The sequence below is a fragment of the Bradyrhizobium liaoningense genome (assembly GCF_018130955.1).
In the GTDB taxonomy this organism is placed as follows: domain Bacteria; phylum Pseudomonadota; class Alphaproteobacteria; order Rhizobiales; family Xanthobacteraceae; genus Bradyrhizobium; species Bradyrhizobium liaoningense_C.
Genome location: NZ_JAFCJM010000002.1, coordinates 22,842 through 40,323, shown reverse-complemented (window position 1 = coordinate 40,323; position 17,482 = coordinate 22,842). Strand labels below are relative to the sequence as shown.

The window sequence follows — 17,482 nt, the reverse complement described above, 5'->3', positions numbered from 1 at the left end:
TTCCCGGCGCATGCGAACACTGGTGACCCAAATGGCCCGTTCGAGGCCTGTCCGCTAACTAGATCGCATGCGCGCTGATATCCATGATGGCCCGGAGCGCAACACGCTCCAAACAGAGGCCGGATACATTGATGCAAGACCGCAACTACCCAGGTTGACGAAACCTCTTGCAACGCGCGGCCGGACCATACATTTGGGTCAAAATGCGAAGAACTCGGCCTGAGCAAAACTAGTCCGCTGCCACCCATGAAGCGGACCTTAATGAGACGGTTCGCCACTTCGCCTCAGGGCCACTTCCGGACTCATGCAGCGCAGCAAATACACACACGGCTGTAATCATTTACTCAATCACCTCATCGGCGACTGCGAGCAACGAAGGCGGCACGGTCAGCCCGAGCGCGTTCGCTGTTTTCAGATTGAGGACCAGCTGGAATTTCGTCGGCTGCTGCACCGGCAGTTCGGCCGGATTGGCGCCCTTGAGAATGCGGTCGACATAGGACGCCGCCCGCCGGAAGATATCGGCCGTGTCGGGCCCGTAGGACATCAGGCCGCCTTCCGCGGCGAACTGCCGGAATTGATACATCGCCGGAAGCCGGTAACGCTCCGCCAAGCCTATGATCAAGCTGCGATTGGCGACCGTGAACACATCCGCCGCGGTGATCAGCCCCGCGGTCGGCTCGCGCGCGAGCATGGAAATGGTTGCTTCAATCCCGGCCCGGTCGTGCACCGGCGCCGCCTCAAGTTCGATAGAGGCACCCGAGAGCGTCCCGAGGTCTCGCATCCAAACCGCGAAGAAGGGTGCAGTAACGGGATTGAACAAGAGCTTCGCCCGGTTGACGCGTGGCGCCATCTCCTTCAGCAGCCCGAGCCATTTTCCGATGATCTCGAACTCGATGAGGGTGAAGCCCGTGATATTGCCCCCCGGACGGGCGAGGTTCGTGACGAAGCCCTGATTCACCGGATCGGTGACGATGGCAAAGACGATCGGAATCGTGCCCGTGTTTCGCTTCAACTCAGCGACAACAAGGGAACTGTTGGCGACGATCAGATCCGGAGCCGACTTCACCAATTCCGCCACGTAAGTCCGGATACGGTCGGCATCGCCGCCGGCAAACCGATAATCGATGCGTATGTTGCGCCCATCGACCCAACCAAGCTCCTCGAGCCCACGGCGAAAAGCCGCAACGCGGGCTTCCGACTCCGGATCATGCTCGGTGGTCGCTGCCACCAGGACTCCGATCCGCTTTACGCGGTCGTTCTGCTGCGCGCGCGCCGCGAGCGGCCAAGCCGCCACGCCGCCAAGAAGACTGATGAACTCCCGCCGTTGCATGCGTCCCCCTGTAAGGACCACGCTATGGGATCTAGAGACTAGCACTTTGCGGCTGGTCGCCTAACCGCCAAATGGGCGATCTTGCCTGCGATAGAATTGGCGTCGCCTCACTCGTTCACTTCGTCGGCAGGCCGCACGTTATGGGTCGAGTCGGGGCGCTGTCGGGCGCCTCTACCACTTCCAGCGGACAGGATAGCATACTCGACATGGCAGGAGCCTGCTGCGCTGCTAACCCCGCCTATGTCGGCTCGGCGTCATTTTCGACGGTTTCGGCGAGGATTGTGGATTGGTTGATGTCCGCTTCCGCCCGTAAGCGCCGTACCAGGACCAAGCCTCGAGTATTGCTTTCGGTCAGCCCCCCATGATTCAGACTCCCAAACTGGGGGCTCGAATCTTGGCTACGAACTCGCCGATTATGAATGGGTTACCGCAATGCCCGGTTCGGTGTGACGCTCGTTAACGTCATCACGGCTCAAAACCCGGTCCATGACTATAGCGAGCACGTCCGCGTCTGACATTGCGGCAACACCCGGCGCCGCGGATATGGCATCGCGAACCTGCTTGCCGACAAGATATGCAGTCATGAACGGGTGCCCGTCCTGAATTGCGCCGACGACGGCTTCCGCAACTGCGACAGGTTGGCTCGTGTAGAACTCAGCAAGTTCGGCAGCGACCTTGCGAATGTCGCGCTTGTCACGTGCGGCGGCGAGGTTGATGGGCTGTTCGGTCATGGTCGTTCCTTTCGCAATTGTGGTTTCAATGCTTGACCGATAGCGGAGCTTTCGGCCTGTAGCTGTGTTCAATCAAGTCGGTCATGCCGGCGTCTTTCGTTGACCACGTCGCGGCAACAGCGACATTGCGGCAATAGGTTGATACGTATCCCCGCTAGTGAGCCGTTGGCGGGCTCGCACGGTCCGCAAGCTGCCTGTCGGCGAACGCGCGGACTTCTGCGGCCCGCGTCTCGCATTCGATGCACGTGCTAGCGCCCTCCGCGCCCGATGAACTGCCATGGCATGTGTTCCATCCGCGTTGCGAAGACAACGGACGTAATCTGCTTGGCCGCTTCTAGATGGCCTTCCTGACGAAGGGCCGCCGTTATCGTGCTCACGTTCCAGCTCGGCAAGCTGCGGCGTGCGGCCTCAACGTAGGGCTTACCCTCTCCGGCTGCAGCAACCTCGCGCAATGCCGCGCGCTGGCGTTCGTCCAAGATTGCGCTCCCGCCGCGACGTGGCTTTTGTGGATGCGGAATGTGTTCGCGATCACGCAGGGCGCACCACCTTTCCGCGATAAATCGGTGGCGTTGCCTTCCGCCGTCAGCGCATCCGCCGGTAACTGCGACGCTTCGGTTTGCGCGGCTCCGCGGTCGGGTAGCTTGCCGTGCTCGGTCCGCCGATCTCCGCCAGTGCTTGAAGACGAGCGACGTTGACAACGGCCGCCTGTGCCGACGTCAGCGCCTTGCCCGCCTCGCGATCAGCTGCCTTCTCGATATCGGCTTTGGTGACCCCGCCGGGCAATCCAAGCACGACGCGCCACGAGCGACCGAGTTGCGACTTTTCCGGCCGGCGAGTGAGCTTGACGCCTGTCAGGTCTAGGCTGCCGTCGTCTTTGATGACGTGAAGACCGGCGGCACGCGCGGCGGTCAGGAGACCGAAGAACGTATCGTCATCGGTCGCGAGCGCGGGCCTTGGCGTCAGGATGTCATTGACCAACGCATTGAGCCCGGCGGCTGCGTCGAGCCTGTGGTTACGCATGATGCCGCCCCTCCGCTGCTCGATTCGCGGACGTGCTGGCGATCTCTGCGCCAAGCTTCGCGACCGCCCACGCATCCAGCGTCGCGGAGTCGTACATCACGCGAGCAGTGCGGCCGGCACCGGTCTTATGAAATGCGGGCCCGTTGCCCTTGACGGCGAGGTTCGCGAAGGTCTTGGGCGTGATTTTGAAGTGGCGCGCCGTGACGTAGTCCGCGGCTTCGCGGCGGCTCAGCTTGCGCGCTGGCGCTGTAGCGGTCGATTGTGGGGGCGTCATAGTGGTGGTGTTCCGGGGTTATCCGCGCCGGAAAACTTCGACCACTTCCATCACTTCATACTTCAAACCGCAAAGCGCGGGCGTTGCGATACATGGACAACTAGGCAAAGCGAGGGTTCCCGTCAAGTCCCGCAGCGTTCCCGCTTATACGCCGTACACAGCGCAAGATTCGTATTTTCCGCACTTCTTGAGCTTCCGCCATTTCAACGTGAGGCCGACGGCTCCCGCAATACCTTTGACTTACAACGGTTTTTTCATCAAACATCAACCCTCTGATGGTTGAGGCCTTTCGCGACCGCAGCGGACCGGCCTGACCGCACTTTTGCCCATCCCGTTGACCGGGCATTAAGGCGGCCGAACTAGATTTCCGCTCGTTTAATTGCTTCATCCGAGTAAGCGATGTCCCAGGCGGGCCCGATCCTCTTCGTCTCCAATACCCCTCGGCCAGCCTATGTCTCGGGGCTGGACGAGGCCCGACTCTTTCCCGTCATCGACAGCGATTGGACAAACGCGGCAAGCGCCGTTGCGCAGGTGCAGCCCGCCGCCGTCCTCGCCTCGCTCTCGGGCGGACATGAGGCGCATCTTGCCGGTGTCGCCAAGGCGATCGCCGACCAGCAGCTCTACCTCCCCTTTGTCGCGGTGGATACGCAAGGCGCCCTTCCGCACACCGCGCTGCCGTTCTCCTTACGCGGCGCCAATTCCGAGCGGCTGGTCGCACGGCTGCGCGCCGCCATGCGCGTGCGCACGCTGCATGCGACCGTGCTGCGCCGGCTGCCGGAAGTGACGACGCCGATCTCGCTGCCGGACACCGATCCGGCGCGCGATGCGACCGTGCTGCTGATCGGCCGCGGCTCCGCCTACCCGGCGCTGTCAGTCGCGCTCGGCGAGCGCACCGGCGTGGTCGGCGCGCTCTCGATCGAGGCTGCCGCCAAACATCTCAACACCCGCGACATCGACGGCGTCGTGCTCGCAGAAGGGTTTTCCGCGCGGGTGGCTGACGCATTTGTCACGGTGCTCGCCGAGGACACCCGCTTCCGCAATTTGCCCGTGATCGTCACGGCGCAGCAGCTCTCGATCCAGCACGATCTGCCCAATCTCGAGCTGATCGCCGGCGATCCTGCCAGGATCGCCGCTGCCGCGCTGCCGCTGATCCGCCAGCATGCCTTCGAGGCGCAACTGAGCCGCACGCTGCGCTCGATCGACGCCGGCGGCTGGCTCGATCCGCGCAGCGGCCTGTTGACGCCGGAAGCCTTTGGTCGCGACTTCACCAAGGCCGTTGAGCAGACGCTGTCGCGTGGCGGCGGCCTCTCGGTCGCGCGCTTCGCCTTCGACCCGCGCAATCCCCGCGCCCAGCTCGACGCCGCGCGAATCCTGAGCCGGCTGATGCGCCAGATGGACTTTGGCGCCGCGCAAAAGGACGGCTCCGTGATCGTGGTGTTTGCGGAAACCGATTTCCGCACCGCCCATATGATCGCGCGCCGCCTGTCCGCCGTGATGCGGCACACCTCCAACGGCAAACGCGAGCCGCGCAGCGAGCCCGTCGTCAGCGTGGATTCGCTGTCCCCCTCGGACACCGCGAAGACGCTGCTCTCCCGCATCTACGCCGACGCGCCGCGCGCGGCTTCCTAGCTATTCATAGACGCTTGACGTCTGCTTTCGGGAGCGGGCCAGCCTTGCCATTGGCGGGCTGGGACTTCTGCTCTTGACCCATTTTGAAAGATAGCGGCCCTTGTCTTCGGTTCGTGTGTCCGCTTCAATAATTGTACGCGGCGCAGGGGGGCTCGATGGTACCCACCGACACCGACCCAGTCGCCGACGAGGTGATTTGAATGAGACGGCGTGAGTTCATTCGGGATTTCAGCTTGTGGGGCGCCGCCACTGCAGGGGCCGCCCTACTGCCTTGCCGAACCTCAACGGCACAGTCCGAATTCAAACGTCCGTTAATCGCCTGGGCTGGTGCACCGCCCCCGGGCAGGAGCCTTCCACCATTCATGGTCGAGTTCTTTAACAGCTTCATGCTCGGTTTGTCTGACGCCGGTTATGTTCAAGGACGCAATATCAACGTGGTCCGGCGGGCCGAAGTGCTTCCCGACCGCATGGCGAGCATCGAGGAGATGATCCTCAAACTCTCGCCCGACATCGTCCTCGCGCCTTCGACATTGGAAGCGGTCGCTGTGCGCAAAGCGACGTCGAGCATACCGATCGTTTGCCCTGCACTCGCTGATGCCGTCCACTTGGGGCTGATAGCCAGCGAAGCTCGCCCCGGGGGCAACGTTACAGGGATTGAGCCATACGTTGCGGGCCTGCCAACCAAACAGATCGAACTTGCGCGGGAAATCGCCCCCAACGCGAGCCGTATCGGCTTGCTCACAAACTTGGCTGATCCAAAGGGCCCCCCTCAAATGGTGGACTTGAGAGGGGCTTGCCGAACACTCGGACTAACCGTGGTCGAGGCGGACGCCAGTAGTCCCGACGACATTTCCGCCGCCCTTGGTACTCTTGCACGCAAACAGGTCGATGTGGTCGTCGTGCTCCAGACCAGCTTCTTGCTTTTTTCCAGCGAGCGGATTGCTGCTTTCGCGCGGGAGGAACGGCTACCGACCGTTTTTGGATACCGCGAACATGTCGCGATGGGTGGCTTAGTCAGCTATGGCGTTGATCTGCGCTGGTGCTATCGGCGCGCCGCCTATTTCGCCGACAAGATACTGAAGGGCACGCGCCCCGGTGATCTTCCGATCGAATTTCCAAGCAACTTTTGGTTGGCGGTCAATCTCGGTACGGCCAAGCTTCTTGGCAGGCAACTTCCGACGCCGCTATTGACGCGCGCCGATGAGGTCATCGAGTGACAGCTGACGTCGCTTTTTGCTCGTGCCTCACCAACGACCGCTTTCAAAGAGAAGAACGGACGTGCCTCGGCCTTACGAGTGCACGCCCCGGTCGGAATCACGCCGCCTTCTTGCTCGCTGCGAGACCCGCGAGCTGGCGCAGGATCTCGGTCGTGCCGGCGAGCCGCTCCTCCGGCGTCTCCCAATCCTGGAAGAACACCACCTTCATGTCGGGCCGCACCTTGGCGGCCTGGCCGTGGCTGCGGATGAAGGTCACGAGGCGATCGGGATAGGCGAATGAGTTGTCGCGGAAGCTGATGACCGCGCCCTTCGGCCCGGCATCGACCTTCTCGACATTGGCGCTGCGGCAGAACGCCTTGATCGCGGCGACCTTGAAGAGATAGCGCACCTCGTCCGGCAGCACGCCAAAACGGTCGCGCATCTCCGCGCCAAAATTCTCGATCGCCTCCTCGGTGTCGAGATCGGCGAGCCGCCGGTAGAGCGACAGCCGCACCGAGAGATCGCCGACATAGTCTTCCGGAATAAGCACGGGCATGCCGATGGTGATCTGCGGCGACCAGCGGTCGGCCGCGGGCTCGGAAACGCCGGCCTTGAGGTTGACGATCGCCTCCTCCAGCATCGACTGATAGAGCTCGAAGCCGACCTCCTTGATATGACCGGACTGCTCTTCGCCCAAGAGATTGCCGGCGCCACGGATGTCGAGATCGTGCGAGGCGAGCTGGAAGCCGGCGCCCAGCGTCTCCAGCGATTGCAGCACCGTGAGGCGCCGTTCGGCCTGCGCCGTGATCTTCTGCTGCGCCGGCAGCGTGAACAGCGCATAGGCGCGCAGCTTGGAACGGCCGACGCGACCGCGGAGCTGGTAGAGCTGCGCAAGGCCGAACATGTCGGCGCGGTGCACGATCAGCGTGTTGGCGTTGGGGATATCGAGGCCGGATTCCACGATCGTGGTCGACAGGAGGATGTCGAACTTGCCGTCGTAGAACGCCGTCATGATGTCCTCGATCACGGCGGGCGGCATCTGCCCGTGCGCGACCGCGACCTTCATCTCCGGCACGTTCTTGTCGAGGAAGTCCTTGACCTCGGCGAGATCGTCGATGCGCGGCACGACGTAGAACGCCTGGCCGCCGCGATAGCGCTCGCGCAGCAGCGCCTCGCGGATCATCAGGGGATCATGCGGGGCGACGAAGGTGCGGACCGCAAGGCGATCCACCGGGGGCGAGGCGATGATCGAGAGTTCGCGGACTCCAGTGAGCGCCAATTGCAGCGTGCGCGGGATCGGCGTCGCCGACAGCGTCAGCACATGGACCTCGGAGCGGAGTGCCTTCAGCCGCTCCTTGTGGCTGACGCCAAAGTGCTGCTCCTCGTCGACGATGAGCAGGCCGAGGTCGCGGAACTTGATCGCCTTGCCGAGCAGCGCATGGGTGCCGACGACGACGTCGACGGAACCATCGGTCAGCCCCTTCTTGACCTGGTTCAGCTCCTTGGTCGGGACGAGGCGCGAGGCCTGCGCGACGTTCACGGGAAAGCCGCGGAAGCGCTCGGTAAAAGTCCTAAAATGCTGGCGCGCCAGCAGCGTGGTCGGCACAACGACAGCGACCTGCTTGCCCTCTAGCGCAACCGCAAAGGCCGCCCGCAGCGCCACTTCCGTCTTGCCGAAACCGACATCGCCGCAGATCAGCCGGTCCATGGGCCGGCCGCGCTCCAGGTCTTTCAGCGTGGATTCGATGGCGCCAAGCTGGTCCTCGGTCTCGTCATAAGGGAAGCGCGCGCAGAATTCGTCATAGACGCCCTGCTGCACCGGCAGCTTCGGCGCCTCGTTCAGCATGCGCTCGGCGGCGATCTTGATGAGCTCGCCCGCGATCTCGCGGATGCGGTTCTTCAGCTTTGCCTTGCGCGTCTGCCAGCCGGAGCCGCCGAGGCGGTCGAGCTCGACCGTGGTCTGGTCGGAGCCATATCGCGACAGCAGCTCGATGTTCTCGACCGGGAGGAACAGCTTCGTCTCGGCGGCATAATGCAGCTCGAGACAATCATGCGGCGCGCCGGCGACGTCGAGCGTTTGCAAGCCGATGAAGCGGCCGATGCCGTGATCGACGTGGACCACGATGTCGCCGGCCGCAAGGCTCGTCACCTCCGAGATGAAATTGTCGAGCTTGCGGCTCGCCTTGCGCGGCCGCACCAGGCGGTCGCCAAGGATGTCCTGCTCGCTGATGATTGCGATGGCGTCGGTCTCGAACCCGCTTTCGAGGCCGAGTACGGCGAGCATGGTCTCGTTGCGGGGCGTCGCCTGCACCGTCCGCCAGCTATTGACGCTGGTCGTCTGCGTCAGCTTGTGGTCGCGCAGCATCGAGGCCATGCGGTCGCGCGAGCCCTCGGTCCACAAGGCAACCACGACCTTCTTGCGCTGGGCATGCAGTGCCTGCACATGCGACACGACGGCTTCGAAGACGTTGACGGTGGTATCGTTGCGCTCCGGCGCAAAGTCCCGCCCCTTGCGCGCGCCGGCATCGACGATCGAGACACCGTCGGCCGGCACCGAGAATTGCGTCAGCCGCGCCAGCGCGACGCCGGCGATGCGTTGGCCCCACTCCTCTTCCGTCAAATAGAGCCGGTCCGGCGGCAGCGGCTTGTAGATGGCGCCGCCGGTCGGATGCTCCAGCGCGTCGCGGCGGGCCTGGTAGTAGTCGAGTATCTGCTTGAAGCGTTCGCGGACGGCGTCCTCGGCCTGCGGCTCGATCGCGATCGGCGCGCCGTCGAGATAATCGAACAGCGTATCCATCCGCTCCTGGAACAGCGGCAACCAGTGCTCCATGCCGGGATGGCGGCGGCCTTCGCTGACGGCTTCATACAGCGCGTCGTCGCGCTCGGGCGCGCCGAACTCGGCGACATAGCCCATGCGGAAGCGGCGGATGGTGTCGGTGACGAGCTGGAATTCCGAGATCGGCACCAGATCGAGCGAACGCATGTCCAGGAGCGTGCGTTGCGTCTCCGCGTCGAACGAGCGGATCGACTCCAGACTGTCGCCGAAGAAATCGAAGCGGACGGGCTGGTCGAGGCCTGCCGGGAAGAGATCGAGGATGCCGCCGCGCACGGCATATTCGCCCGCCTCGCGCACGGTCGAGGATCTGGCGTAGCCATTGTGCTCGAGCCAGGAGACGATCGTGTCCATCGGCACGACGTTGCCGGGCGCCAGCGAGAGCGCCTGGGCCGCCACGAGATCGCGCGAGGGCACGCGCTGAACAACCGCGTTGACCGTGGTCAGCACGATCAGCGGCTTGTCGCTGCCCGTGAGCGAAGCGAGCCGCGCCAGCGTGGTCAGGCGTTGCGCCAAGATGCCGCCATGCGGCGAGACGCGGTCATAGGGCTGGCAGTCCCAGGCAGGGAACAGCAGCACCGGCAGGTCGGGCGCGAAGAACTGGAGCGCGCGTTCCAATTGCTGCATGCGCGGACCGTCGCGGCAGACGACGGCGAGGCTGACCGCCGGCTTCTTCGGCCGCGCCGCGATGGCTCGCGCGAGATCGGAGACGACGAGGCCTTCGGCACCCTCGGCGACATTGGCAAGCGTCAGCGCGCGGCCCGGTGCAAGCAGCTCGGTCGGCGATTTCGAGGCCGGTTTCATGAATTGTCGCCCGCCGCCGGAAACGCCTTGATGCGCGCGAACAGCTCGCCCGGCACATCCGCCGGCAGCTCCTTGTCGCCGGTGATTGCGGCATAGAGATCGGGATCGGGCACCTCGATCAGGCGCTCCAGCTCGGTCATTTCGGCATCGGACAGGCTGCCGATCTCCGCATCCGCAAAACGGCCGAGGATAAGGTCCATCTCGCGCGTGCCGCGGTGCCAGCAGCGGAACAAAAGCCGCTTGCGGCGATCATCCAGGCCGCCGCTCGATCGTGTCGTTCCCGTCATTTTCGCAAAATCCGTCCAACGCCAAAAGCCCGGACGTGCCGGGCGGGGGTGATATAGCCACTTGAACGGCCGATGTCAGCCCTTTGTTATTGCAATTGTTTGGGGACCGTCATTGCCGGGCTTGACCCGGCAATCCCCAGTCATTGAAAGATGGATTCGCGGGTCCCTGCTCCGCCAAAGGCTTCGCCGGGCTTTCGATCCAAGGCCGACGAAGCTTCAGCGAAGACGGCAAGCCCGCGCATGACGAATGTTGCACGAATGCGCCCGAGCCTGCTCAATCCGCTGTTTGCTGCCGTGACTAGCCTGCCCGGCGTCGGTCCGAAGCAGGACAAGCTGCTGCGCTATCTGCTCAGCCGCGATGAGACGCCGCGGCTGGTCGATCTGTTGCTGCATCTGCCGAGCCAGGTCATCGACCGCCGGGCACGGCCAAAAATTCGCGACGCCGTCCCCGGCACCGTGGTGACGCTGGAAGTCACCGTCGACCGCCACCGCCCGCCTCCGCCGCGCAACTCGCGCGCGCCCTATCTCGTCTATGCCAGCGACGACACGGGCGATGTCGTCCTGACCTTCTTCCGTGCAAAACCCGGCTATGTCGAGAAGCTCTTGCCGATGGGCGAGAAGCGCTACGTCTCCGGCACGCTGCAGATGTATGACGGCATCCCGCAGATCGTGCATCCCGACCGCGTGCTCGACGAAGAGGCGATCGCAAAGCTCTCCGGCATCGATCCGGTCTACCCGCTCACCGAAGGGCTCGCACTCGGCTCGCTCCGCCGGGCGATCGCACAGGCGCTGCAGAAGCTGCCCGCGCTTCCGGAATGGATCAGCCCTGAGGTGCTGCGCCGCTGCCACTTCCCGCCAATCGCCGAGGCGCTGCACCGCGTGCACCAGCCGGTCGAGCTGACGGACATCCTGCCGGACCAGCCGTTCTGGTCACGCCTCGCCTTCGACGAGCTCTTGGCAGGACAACTCGCCCTCGCCCTGATCCGCGCACAACTGCGCAGGCCTGCCGGCGTGCGCAACGCCGGCGACGGAAACCTGCGCAACAAAATCATCGACGCCCTGCCCTATGCGCTGACGCCGTCCCAGCGCACCGCCGCCGCCGCCATCGCCGATGATCTGAAACAACCCGTGCGGATGCTGCGGCTGCTGCAGGGCGACGTCGGCTCCGGCAAGACCGTGGTGGCACTACTTGCGGCCGCGGCCGTGGCCGAGGTCGGCAAGCAGGCAGCGCTGATGGCGCCGACCGAAATCCTGGCGCGCCAGCACATCAAGACCATCGCGCCGCTTGCCGAGCGCGCCGGCGTGCGGGTCGCGATTCTCACCGGCCGCGAAAAGGGCAAGGAGCGCCGCGACATCCTCGCCCGCCTCGCCGAAGGCGAGATCGATCTCCTGGTCGGCACCCATGCGCTGATCCAGGACGACGTGATCTTCAAGGCGCTGGCGCTCGCCGTCGTCGACGAGCAGCATCGCTTTGGCGTGCGCGAGCGGCTGGCGCTGACCTCGAAGGGCGAAGCCGTCGACGTGCTGGTGCTGAGCGCCACGCCGATCCCGCGCACGCTGGTGCTGACCTATTTCGGCGACATGGATGTCAGCGAGTTGCGCGAGAAGCCGGCGGGACGCCAGCCGATCGACACGCGCGCCGTGCCGATGAGCCGCATCGAGGAGGTCATGGACGGGGTGGGCCGCGCGCTGCAGTCGGGCAAGCTGGTCTACTGGATCTGCCCGCTGGTCGAGGAGTCCGAGGCCGAAGGTACCGAACATCTCACCAACGCGACAAAACGCTTCGAGAGCCTGCAAAAGCGCTTTGGCGACCGCGTCGGGCTGGTCCATGGCCAGATGAAGGGCACCGAGAAGGACCGCGTGATGGCGCAATTTGCCGCCCACGAGATCGGGCTCCTGGTCGCGACCACCGTGGTCGAAGTCGGCGTCGACGTGCCGGCCGCGACCATCATGGTGATCGAGAACGCCGAACGTTTTGGGCTCGCGCAGCTCCACCAGTTGCGCGGCCGCATCGGCCGTGGCTCGGAAGCCTCGACCTGCCTTCTGCTCTACTCAGAACCGCTCGGCGAGATGTCGAAGGCGCGTCTCAAGGTCATCCGCGAGACGTCAGACGGCTTTCGGATCGCGGAGGAAGATCTGAAGCTGCGCGGCGAAGGCGACGTGCTGGGCGTGCGCCAAAGCGGCCTGCCCGGCTATCGCATCGCGCGCTCGGAGGTCCACGGCCAATTGATCACGCAAGCGCGCGACGAGGCGCTGCGGATCATGAAGGACAATCCCAAGCTGACGGGCGAGCGCGGCGAAGCGTTGCGATGCCTGTTGTATCTCTACGAGCGGGACGAGGCGATCCCGCTGATCGGGGCGGGCTAGATCTTTTCTGCGCCGCGCACAGAGCCCTTCTCCTGGATCCCGATCGCTTGCTTCACCTTTGTCACGACCTTCGTGGCGTAACTGGTGTAGTGTCCGTCGGCAAATTCCTGGTCGGCCATGTAAAGCACCGCCACGCAGATCGCAGCTGCAAGGATTCCCCTGATCACGATTGCCCCCAACAAGTTCGTTGCCGGGGCCGATTGCCTCCCGCGCAGATCGGACAGCCGTTGATCTAGATCAACGGTCGTGCGCGCGGCCGCTATTTCGGAAGGCATTCGACGTTATAGGCAATGATGACCTGCGCCGGATCGGCCTTGCCGATGCTCTTCAAGTCCTCCAGCCCGCTTTTCAGCCTCGTTCCGGCATCCTTCAGGCTGCTTTCAAGTGCCGACTTGGCCGCCCTGCACCGCTCCTCATTCGAGAACTCCTGAAACACGACAGTCGGGAGCAGCCTCCATTCCGCCTTGTCGCTCGTCGCGGCCGGGCTGACCGAGTAGGAGAAGACGTACATCAGGACCCACATCGATATCCTCCGCTTCGGGTGCCACGTGGCCCGCGCCGCAAGGCCGCCGCGCCACGCATCGTTGCTTTCAGCTCCGGTGATGACCCTCCCGTCTCAGAGGAAAGTGATGACATAGATCAACGAGGTCGCGTGTGTAGCGCTGGCGGCTTTTTTCCATTGAGCGGCACGAGGCGATCGCGCTGGTGCGCTCCCTCGTCCCGTTCTTACGGGGCCGAGACGAGCTTCGCTCGCTCTGAGAGGGCTGGGGTGAGGGGCACTTCCGCGATCACTGTAAGAGACGGACTTGCGGAGCCTCCCCCTCACCCGGATTGCATCTTCGATGCAATCCGACCTCTCCCCGCAAGCGGGGCGAGGTGAAGTCCCGGCGGTGTCTCTGCCCTAGGCTTTCTTCCGCGCGACCCTTGCCGCAAACGCCCTCAAGAGTGCCGCATCCGCACCCTCGCCGTTCGCATCTTCGGCAAGATGCTCGAACCAGCGCGCAAACCCCTCGTAGATCTGGCTCGCCGGATGATCCGGCCCGAGAAAACCCGCAATCTCCCGCATCTCGGCGACCCAGCGATAGGCTTTCGGGATCATGTCCGGCAGCGCGGTTTCAAGTCGTGCCAGGATGGCCGGCTGGCTCAGCGCGAGCTCGTCGCGCAGTGCGTCAGCGGCACCCGCCTTGGTCGCCGCGACCACCATAGCCGAGCCGATGCCGGCCAGTCCCTTGTTGATGCCGGCATAGGACATCTTTAGCGCGGATGCCGCGCCGACCGGTCCTTCGACGATGCGCACGTCGAGGCCGAGGTCTTTCAGCACGGCGACGTCCTTGGCATGCTCGCCCGACATGTAGAACGCCGGGCTCTTGCCGCCCGGCTGCGGGGGAAAGCCGATGATGCCGGCGTCGACGAACGGCGCCTGCGCCGAGCCAATGATCTCCTCGATCCTGCGCACGGTGTCGACATTGACGGCATTGCAGTCGACCACGACCGGCTTCTTCTCGCGCCTGACGATCAGTGCGGCCAACCCCTCCGCGAGCGCAACGGCCTCCCCTGGCGGCACGATCGACAGGATGATGTCGGCGCTCGCGACGGCGTCGTCCTCGGCACCGACCATGCCGGCATCCGCCGCCCGTTTCAGCGTCGCCTCGCTCCGCCCCTTCAATGACGTCAGCACGCGCGCGCCGTGCTCGCTGAGACGACGGGCGACGGCGCTGCCCATGGCACCGGGCGCCAAAATCGCAATGGTTGGGGACATCATGCACTCCAGTTCGACGTCCGAGCGAGGTGCTCAGTTCGGCTGGAAGAATAGCAGAGGATGCGGAGGCCTAGGTGAATGCGGCCATCCCGCAAAGGAATGGCCCTACTCCACCTTCGCAGGCTGAGGCTGGAGCGTCGAGGCGTTGGCGATGCGGGCGGCATTCGCCATGCCGGCAAGAGCGGCCGCCTTCTTCGGGTCGGGCGCCGAGCCCGGCTGCACCACGCCGGCCGACATGATCAGCGTCGCGGCATCCTCGGCGCTCAGCTCGACCTCGATGATCTTGCTCTTGGGCACGTAGAAGAAGAAGCCGGTGGTCGGGTTCGGCGAGCACGGCAGGAACACCGAGACGTGCTCCTCCTGCCCCGGCAGGCTGCGGGAAATGTCCTCGCTCGGCGATTGCGAGATCAGCACAATCGACCACATGCCGGGCGAAGGAAACTCGACCAACCCCACTTTTCGGAAGCTCGAGCCCTTGCCGGAGAACAGCGTCTCGAACACCTGCTTCAGGCCACGGTAGATCGCGCGCACGGCCGGGATTCGGCCGAGGAAGGTCTCGCCGACATCGACCAGCGTACGGCCGATCAAGTTGGCCGCGAGGAAACCGACCAGCGTCAGCGTGAAGAATGCCACAATCAGTCCCCAGCCGGGAACGCCATAGGGAAGATAGGTCTCCGGCCTGTAGGCCAGTGGCACGAAGGGCCGCACCACGCCATCGACCCAGGTGACGAACCACCAGACCAGATACAGGGTGATCGCAATCGGCCCCGTGACGATGAGGCCGGTGAGAAAATAGTTGCGGAAACGGCCCATCAGGCCGGTATGCGGTTCCGGCGGCAAGTCTGGCAGGGGCGCAGGCGGGGACGCGTCGTCGCGGGCGGTCATTCGGGTTCCAAGTCGGTCGCTTCACTCTAGCTAGTTGCTTCTAGCAGATTTTTGAAGGCGCGATGCGACCGGCGGAGTGCTCCTTCTGCCTATTCGACGGTCACCGATTTGGCGAGGTTGCGCGGCTGGTCGACGTCGGTCCCCATCACCACGGCCGTATGATAGGCCAGCAATTGCACGGGGATGGCATAGACGATCGGCGTGAACGCCGAGCCCATGTCCGGCAGCACGATGGTGACGAGCGAATCCACCGTCGCCTCCTCCGCCCCCTTGGCGTCGGTCACCAGGATGATGTTGCCGCCGCGCGCCGCCACCTCCTGCATATTGGAGACGGTCTTCTCGAACACCCGGTCGTAGGGCGCGATCACCACGACCGGCATGGTCTCGTCGATCAACGCGATCGGGCCGTGCTTGAGCTCGCCGGCGGCATAGCCCTCGGCGTGGATGTAGGAGATCTCCTTCAGCTTCAGCGCGCCTTCCAGCGCGATCGGGAAGCTGGTGCCGCGGCCGAGATAGAGCACGTCGCGGGACTTTGCGATGTCGCGGGCGAGCTTTTCGATCTGCGGCTCGGTGACGAGGGCTGCTGCAATCAGGCGCGGGATCTCGACCAGGCCCTGGACGAGCTTGGCCTCGTCGGCGTCGGACAGTTCGCCGCGTGCCTTGCCGGCGGCGACCGCCAGCGCGGCCAGCACCATCAACTGGCAGGTGAAGGCTTTTGTCGAGGCCACGCCGATCTCGGGGCCGGCGAGCGTCTGCAGCACCGTCTCGGCCTCGCGCGCGATCGTCGAGGTCGGCACGTTGACCACCGCAACGGTGTGCGCGCCCTGCTCCTTGGCGTAGCGAAGTGCGGCGAGCGTGTCGGCGGTCTCGCCGGACTGCGAGATGAAGACCGCCAGGTCGCCCTTGCGCAAGGGCGCCTCGCGATAGCGGAATTCGGAGGCGACATCGACCTCGACCGGGACGCGCGCAAAGCGCTCGAACCAGTATTTCGCGACGTAACCGGCGTAACTGGCGGTGCCGCAGGCGGTGATGGTGATGCGCTGCACGTCGTTGAAGTCGAACGGCAGCTTGACCGGCAGCGCGACGCGCTCGGATGCCATGTCGACATAACGCGCCAACGTATGGCCGACGACCTCGGGCTGCTCGTGGATTTCCTTGGCCATGAAGTGGCGATAGTTGGCCTTGTCGACCAGGAAGGACGACGCGCCCGACTTCAGCACCTCGCGGTTGACCACGGCGCCGGAGGCGTCATGGATCACCCCGACCTCGTGCGACAGCACGACCCAGTCGCCGTCCTCGAGATAGCTGATGGTGTCGGTGAACGGCGCGAGTGCAATCGCGTCGGAGCCGAGATACATCTCGCCATCGCCATAGCCGATCGCAAGCGGCGAGCCCTTTCGCGCACCGATCAGGAGATCGCCGTGGCCGCGGAACAGGAAGCCGAGCGCAAAGGCGCCGCGCAGTTGCGGCAGCGAAGCCTTCACGGCCTCCTGCGGCGACTGGCCCTTGAGCAGATAGGAATTGACGAGATGCGCCACGACCTCGGTGTCGGTCTCGCTGGAAAACTGCGCGCCCTGCTTTTCCAGCTTCTCGCGCAGCTCGCGGAAATTCTCGATGATGCCGTTGTGCACGACCGCGACGTTCTCGGTCGCGTGCGGATGCGCATTGTGCTCGGTCGGCTTGCCGTGCGTGGCCCAGCGGGTATGGCCGATGCCGGTGGTGCCCTTGAGCGGCTCGGCGTCGAGCCGCTTCTCGAGGTTCTTCAGCTTGCCCTCGGCGCGGCGGCGCTCGAGACGATCGCCTTCGAGCGTGGCGACGCCCGCGGAGTCGTAGCCGCGATATTCCAGACGTTTGAGCGAATCCACCAATTGCTCTGCAACCGGCGTGCGCCCGAGAATGCCGACAATCCCGCACATGCGGATCAATATCCCCCAAATCGTCGAAAAATCATCAAAACGACGCGCGCAGTTTTTAGCGAAGTTCCTAAGGAACCAGATACTCAATAATTATTGCGGATTGCGACAGCATCGCGCGGCGACATGCCTAAGACCTGCGACCAGGATTCGCGGGCCTTTAACCCTGCACATTAACTCCCTGTCAACAGATTTGCCCAACGATTCATGGCGTGGAGATCAAGGCCATGAAGAAGGGCTCGTCCGACCGCAAAGGTCTTACGTCGATGTATGTGCATGCCAGCGAAACCACTGGCACGCATCTGGCGCATTGGCCGCCGCCCCAGCGCGGCAAGGAGAGCAAACCGGTCTTCGTCAAGCATCAGGCCGGTGAACCGGTGAAGCGCGCCAAGCCGCGCGGCTGGCGCCTGACGCGCGCGATCTTCTCGGAATTTTCCGACGACGAATAGCGCGC

16 protein-coding genes are annotated in these 17,482 nt (G+C 64.3%); 4 read left to right on the top strand and 12 right to left on the bottom strand.

The window, feature by feature from the left end; all coding sequences use genetic code 11:
- Window positions 1-340: 340 nt before the first annotated feature.
- From JQ632_RS01800 to JQ632_RS01780, 5 genes are all read right to left on the bottom strand, one after another.
- Window positions 341-1,330: an ABC transporter substrate-binding protein gene (locus JQ632_RS01800; RefSeq protein WP_212400558.1), complete on the bottom strand. Its 990-nt coding sequence runs from the start codon at window positions 1,328-1,330 to the stop codon at window positions 341-343.
- A 413-nt stretch (window positions 1,331-1,743) separates the two neighbouring features.
- Entirely contained in the window at window positions 1,744-2,061 is a 318-nt protein-coding gene (locus JQ632_RS01795) for a hypothetical protein (protein WP_212400557.1), read from the bottom strand.
- Between the two features lie 248 nt (window positions 2,062-2,309).
- Window positions 2,310-2,537, bottom strand: coding sequence for a hypothetical protein (locus JQ632_RS01790; protein WP_212400556.1), 228 nt, complete (start codon window positions 2,535-2,537; stop codon window positions 2,310-2,312).
- Between the two features lie 106 nt (window positions 2,538-2,643).
- A complete protein-coding gene (locus JQ632_RS01785; RefSeq protein WP_212400555.1) occupies window positions 2,644-3,039 on the bottom strand; it encodes a hypothetical protein in 396 nt (131 codons plus the stop codon).
- A gap of 34 nt (window positions 3,040-3,073) precedes the next feature.
- On the bottom strand, window positions 3,074-3,355 hold the full coding sequence (locus JQ632_RS01780; protein ID WP_212400554.1) for a hypothetical protein: 282 nt from the start codon (window positions 3,353-3,355) through the stop codon (window positions 3,074-3,076).
- 399 nt (window positions 3,356-3,754) lie between these two features.
- Here JQ632_RS01780 and JQ632_RS01775 point away from each other — a divergent pair, with 399 nt between their 5' ends.
- Together JQ632_RS01775 and JQ632_RS01770 are read left to right on the top strand one after the other, a co-directional pair.
- Window positions 3,755-4,984, top strand: coding sequence for a GGDEF domain-containing protein (locus JQ632_RS01775; RefSeq protein WP_212400553.1), 1,230 nt, complete (start codon window positions 3,755-3,757; stop codon window positions 4,982-4,984).
- 362 nt (window positions 4,985-5,346) lie between these two features.
- Window positions 5,347-6,201, top strand: coding sequence for an ABC transporter substrate-binding protein (locus JQ632_RS01770; RefSeq protein ID WP_249151230.1), 855 nt, complete (start codon window positions 5,347-5,349; stop codon window positions 6,199-6,201).
- A 97-nt stretch (window positions 6,202-6,298) separates the two neighbouring features.
- Here the strand turns inward: JQ632_RS01770 and mfd are convergent, their stop codons facing one another.
- Together mfd and JQ632_RS01760 are read right to left on the bottom strand one after the other, a co-directional pair.
- Window positions 6,299-9,817, bottom strand: coding sequence for a transcription-repair coupling factor (gene mfd, locus JQ632_RS01765; RefSeq protein ID WP_212400551.1), 3,519 nt, complete (start codon window positions 9,815-9,817; stop codon window positions 6,299-6,301).
- Entirely contained in the window at window positions 9,814-10,104 is a 291-nt protein-coding gene (locus JQ632_RS01760) for a succinate dehydrogenase assembly factor 2 (RefSeq protein ID WP_212400550.1), read from the bottom strand. Before JQ632_RS01760 ends, mfd begins: the two co-directional genes overlap by 4 nt.
- A gap of 258 nt (window positions 10,105-10,362) precedes the next feature.
- Between JQ632_RS01760 and recG the strand changes: the two genes are divergently transcribed.
- The gene (gene recG, locus JQ632_RS01755) at window positions 10,363-12,471 is read left to right on the top strand and encodes an ATP-dependent DNA helicase RecG (protein WP_212400784.1); all 2,109 of its coding nucleotides are present in this window, start codon (window positions 10,363-10,365) and stop codon (window positions 12,469-12,471) included.
- Here recG and JQ632_RS01750 read toward each other — a convergent pair.
- The 5 genes from JQ632_RS01750 to glmS all read right to left on the bottom strand — a co-directional run bounded on the left by JQ632_RS01750 (window position 12,468) and on the right by glmS (window position 17,031).
- Complete coding sequence (locus tag JQ632_RS01750) at window positions 12,468-12,638, bottom strand: hypothetical protein (protein ID WP_212400549.1); 171 nt, start codon at window positions 12,636-12,638, stop codon at window positions 12,468-12,470. The two genes, recG and JQ632_RS01750, sit on opposite strands and share 4 nt — an antisense overlap.
- A 92-nt stretch (window positions 12,639-12,730) precedes the next feature.
- Window positions 12,731-12,994: a hypothetical protein gene (locus JQ632_RS01745; RefSeq protein ID WP_212400548.1), complete on the bottom strand. Its 264-nt coding sequence runs from the start codon at window positions 12,992-12,994 to the stop codon at window positions 12,731-12,733.
- A gap of 378 nt (window positions 12,995-13,372) precedes the next feature.
- Window positions 13,373-14,230, bottom strand: coding sequence for an NAD(P)-dependent oxidoreductase (locus JQ632_RS01740; protein ID WP_212400547.1), 858 nt, complete (start codon window positions 14,228-14,230; stop codon window positions 13,373-13,375).
- A gap of 105 nt (window positions 14,231-14,335) precedes the next feature.
- Entirely contained in the window at window positions 14,336-15,115 is a 780-nt protein-coding gene (locus tag JQ632_RS01735) for a DUF502 domain-containing protein (protein ID WP_212400546.1), read from the bottom strand.
- An 89-nt stretch (window positions 15,116-15,204) separates the two neighbouring features.
- Window positions 15,205-17,031, bottom strand: a complete 1,827-nt coding sequence (gene glmS, locus JQ632_RS01730; protein WP_212400545.1) for a glutamine--fructose-6-phosphate transaminase (isomerizing) — start codon at window positions 17,029-17,031, stop codon at window positions 15,205-15,207.
- 224 nt (window positions 17,032-17,255) lie between these two features.
- On the opposite strand from glmS, the gene JQ632_RS01725 reads away from it, so the two are divergent.
- Window positions 17,256-17,477 (top strand): hypothetical protein, encoded by a 222-nt coding sequence (locus JQ632_RS01725; protein WP_212400544.1) that lies wholly within the window; start codon window positions 17,256-17,258, stop codon window positions 17,475-17,477.
- The last annotated feature ends 5 nt before the right edge of the window (window positions 17,478-17,482 follow it).

Coding starts and splice junctions, on each gene's coding strand:
- mfd (WP_212400551.1), bottom strand. CDS start 9,817: ATGAAACCGGCCTCGAAATCGCCGACCGAGCTGCTTGCACCGGGCCGC.
- JQ632_RS01770 (WP_249151230.1), top strand. CDS start 5,347: ATGGTCGAGTTCTTTAACAGCTTCATGCTCGGTTTGTCTGACGCCGGT.
- JQ632_RS01735 (WP_212400546.1), bottom strand. CDS start 15,115: ATGACCGCCCGCGACGACGCGTCCCCGCCTGCGCCCCTGCCAGACTTG.
- recG (WP_212400784.1), top strand. CDS start 10,363: ATGCGCCCGAGCCTGCTCAATCCGCTGTTTGCTGCCGTGACTAGCCTG.
- JQ632_RS01760 (WP_212400550.1), bottom strand. CDS start 10,104: ATGACGGGAACGACACGATCGAGCGGCGGCCTGGATGATCGCCGCAAG.
- JQ632_RS01745 (WP_212400548.1), bottom strand. CDS start 12,994: ATGTGGGTCCTGATGTACGTCTTCTCCTACTCGGTCAGCCCGGCCGCG.
- JQ632_RS01795 (WP_212400557.1), bottom strand. CDS start 2,061: ATGACCGAACAGCCCATCAACCTCGCCGCCGCACGTGACAAGCGCGAC.
- JQ632_RS01775 (WP_212400553.1), top strand. CDS start 3,755: ATGTCCCAGGCGGGCCCGATCCTCTTCGTCTCCAATACCCCTCGGCCA.
- JQ632_RS01800 (WP_212400558.1), bottom strand. CDS start 1,330: ATGCAACGGCGGGAGTTCATCAGTCTTCTTGGCGGCGTGGCGGCTTGG.
- glmS (WP_212400545.1), bottom strand. CDS start 17,031: ATGTGCGGGATTGTCGGCATTCTCGGGCGCACGCCGGTTGCAGAGCAA.
- JQ632_RS01780 (WP_212400554.1), bottom strand. CDS start 3,355: ATGACGCCCCCACAATCGACCGCTACAGCGCCAGCGCGCAAGCTGAGC.
- JQ632_RS01725 (WP_212400544.1), top strand. CDS start 17,256: ATGAAGAAGGGCTCGTCCGACCGCAAAGGTCTTACGTCGATGTATGTG.
- JQ632_RS01740 (WP_212400547.1), bottom strand. CDS start 14,230: ATGTCCCCAACCATTGCGATTTTGGCGCCCGGTGCCATGGGCAGCGCC.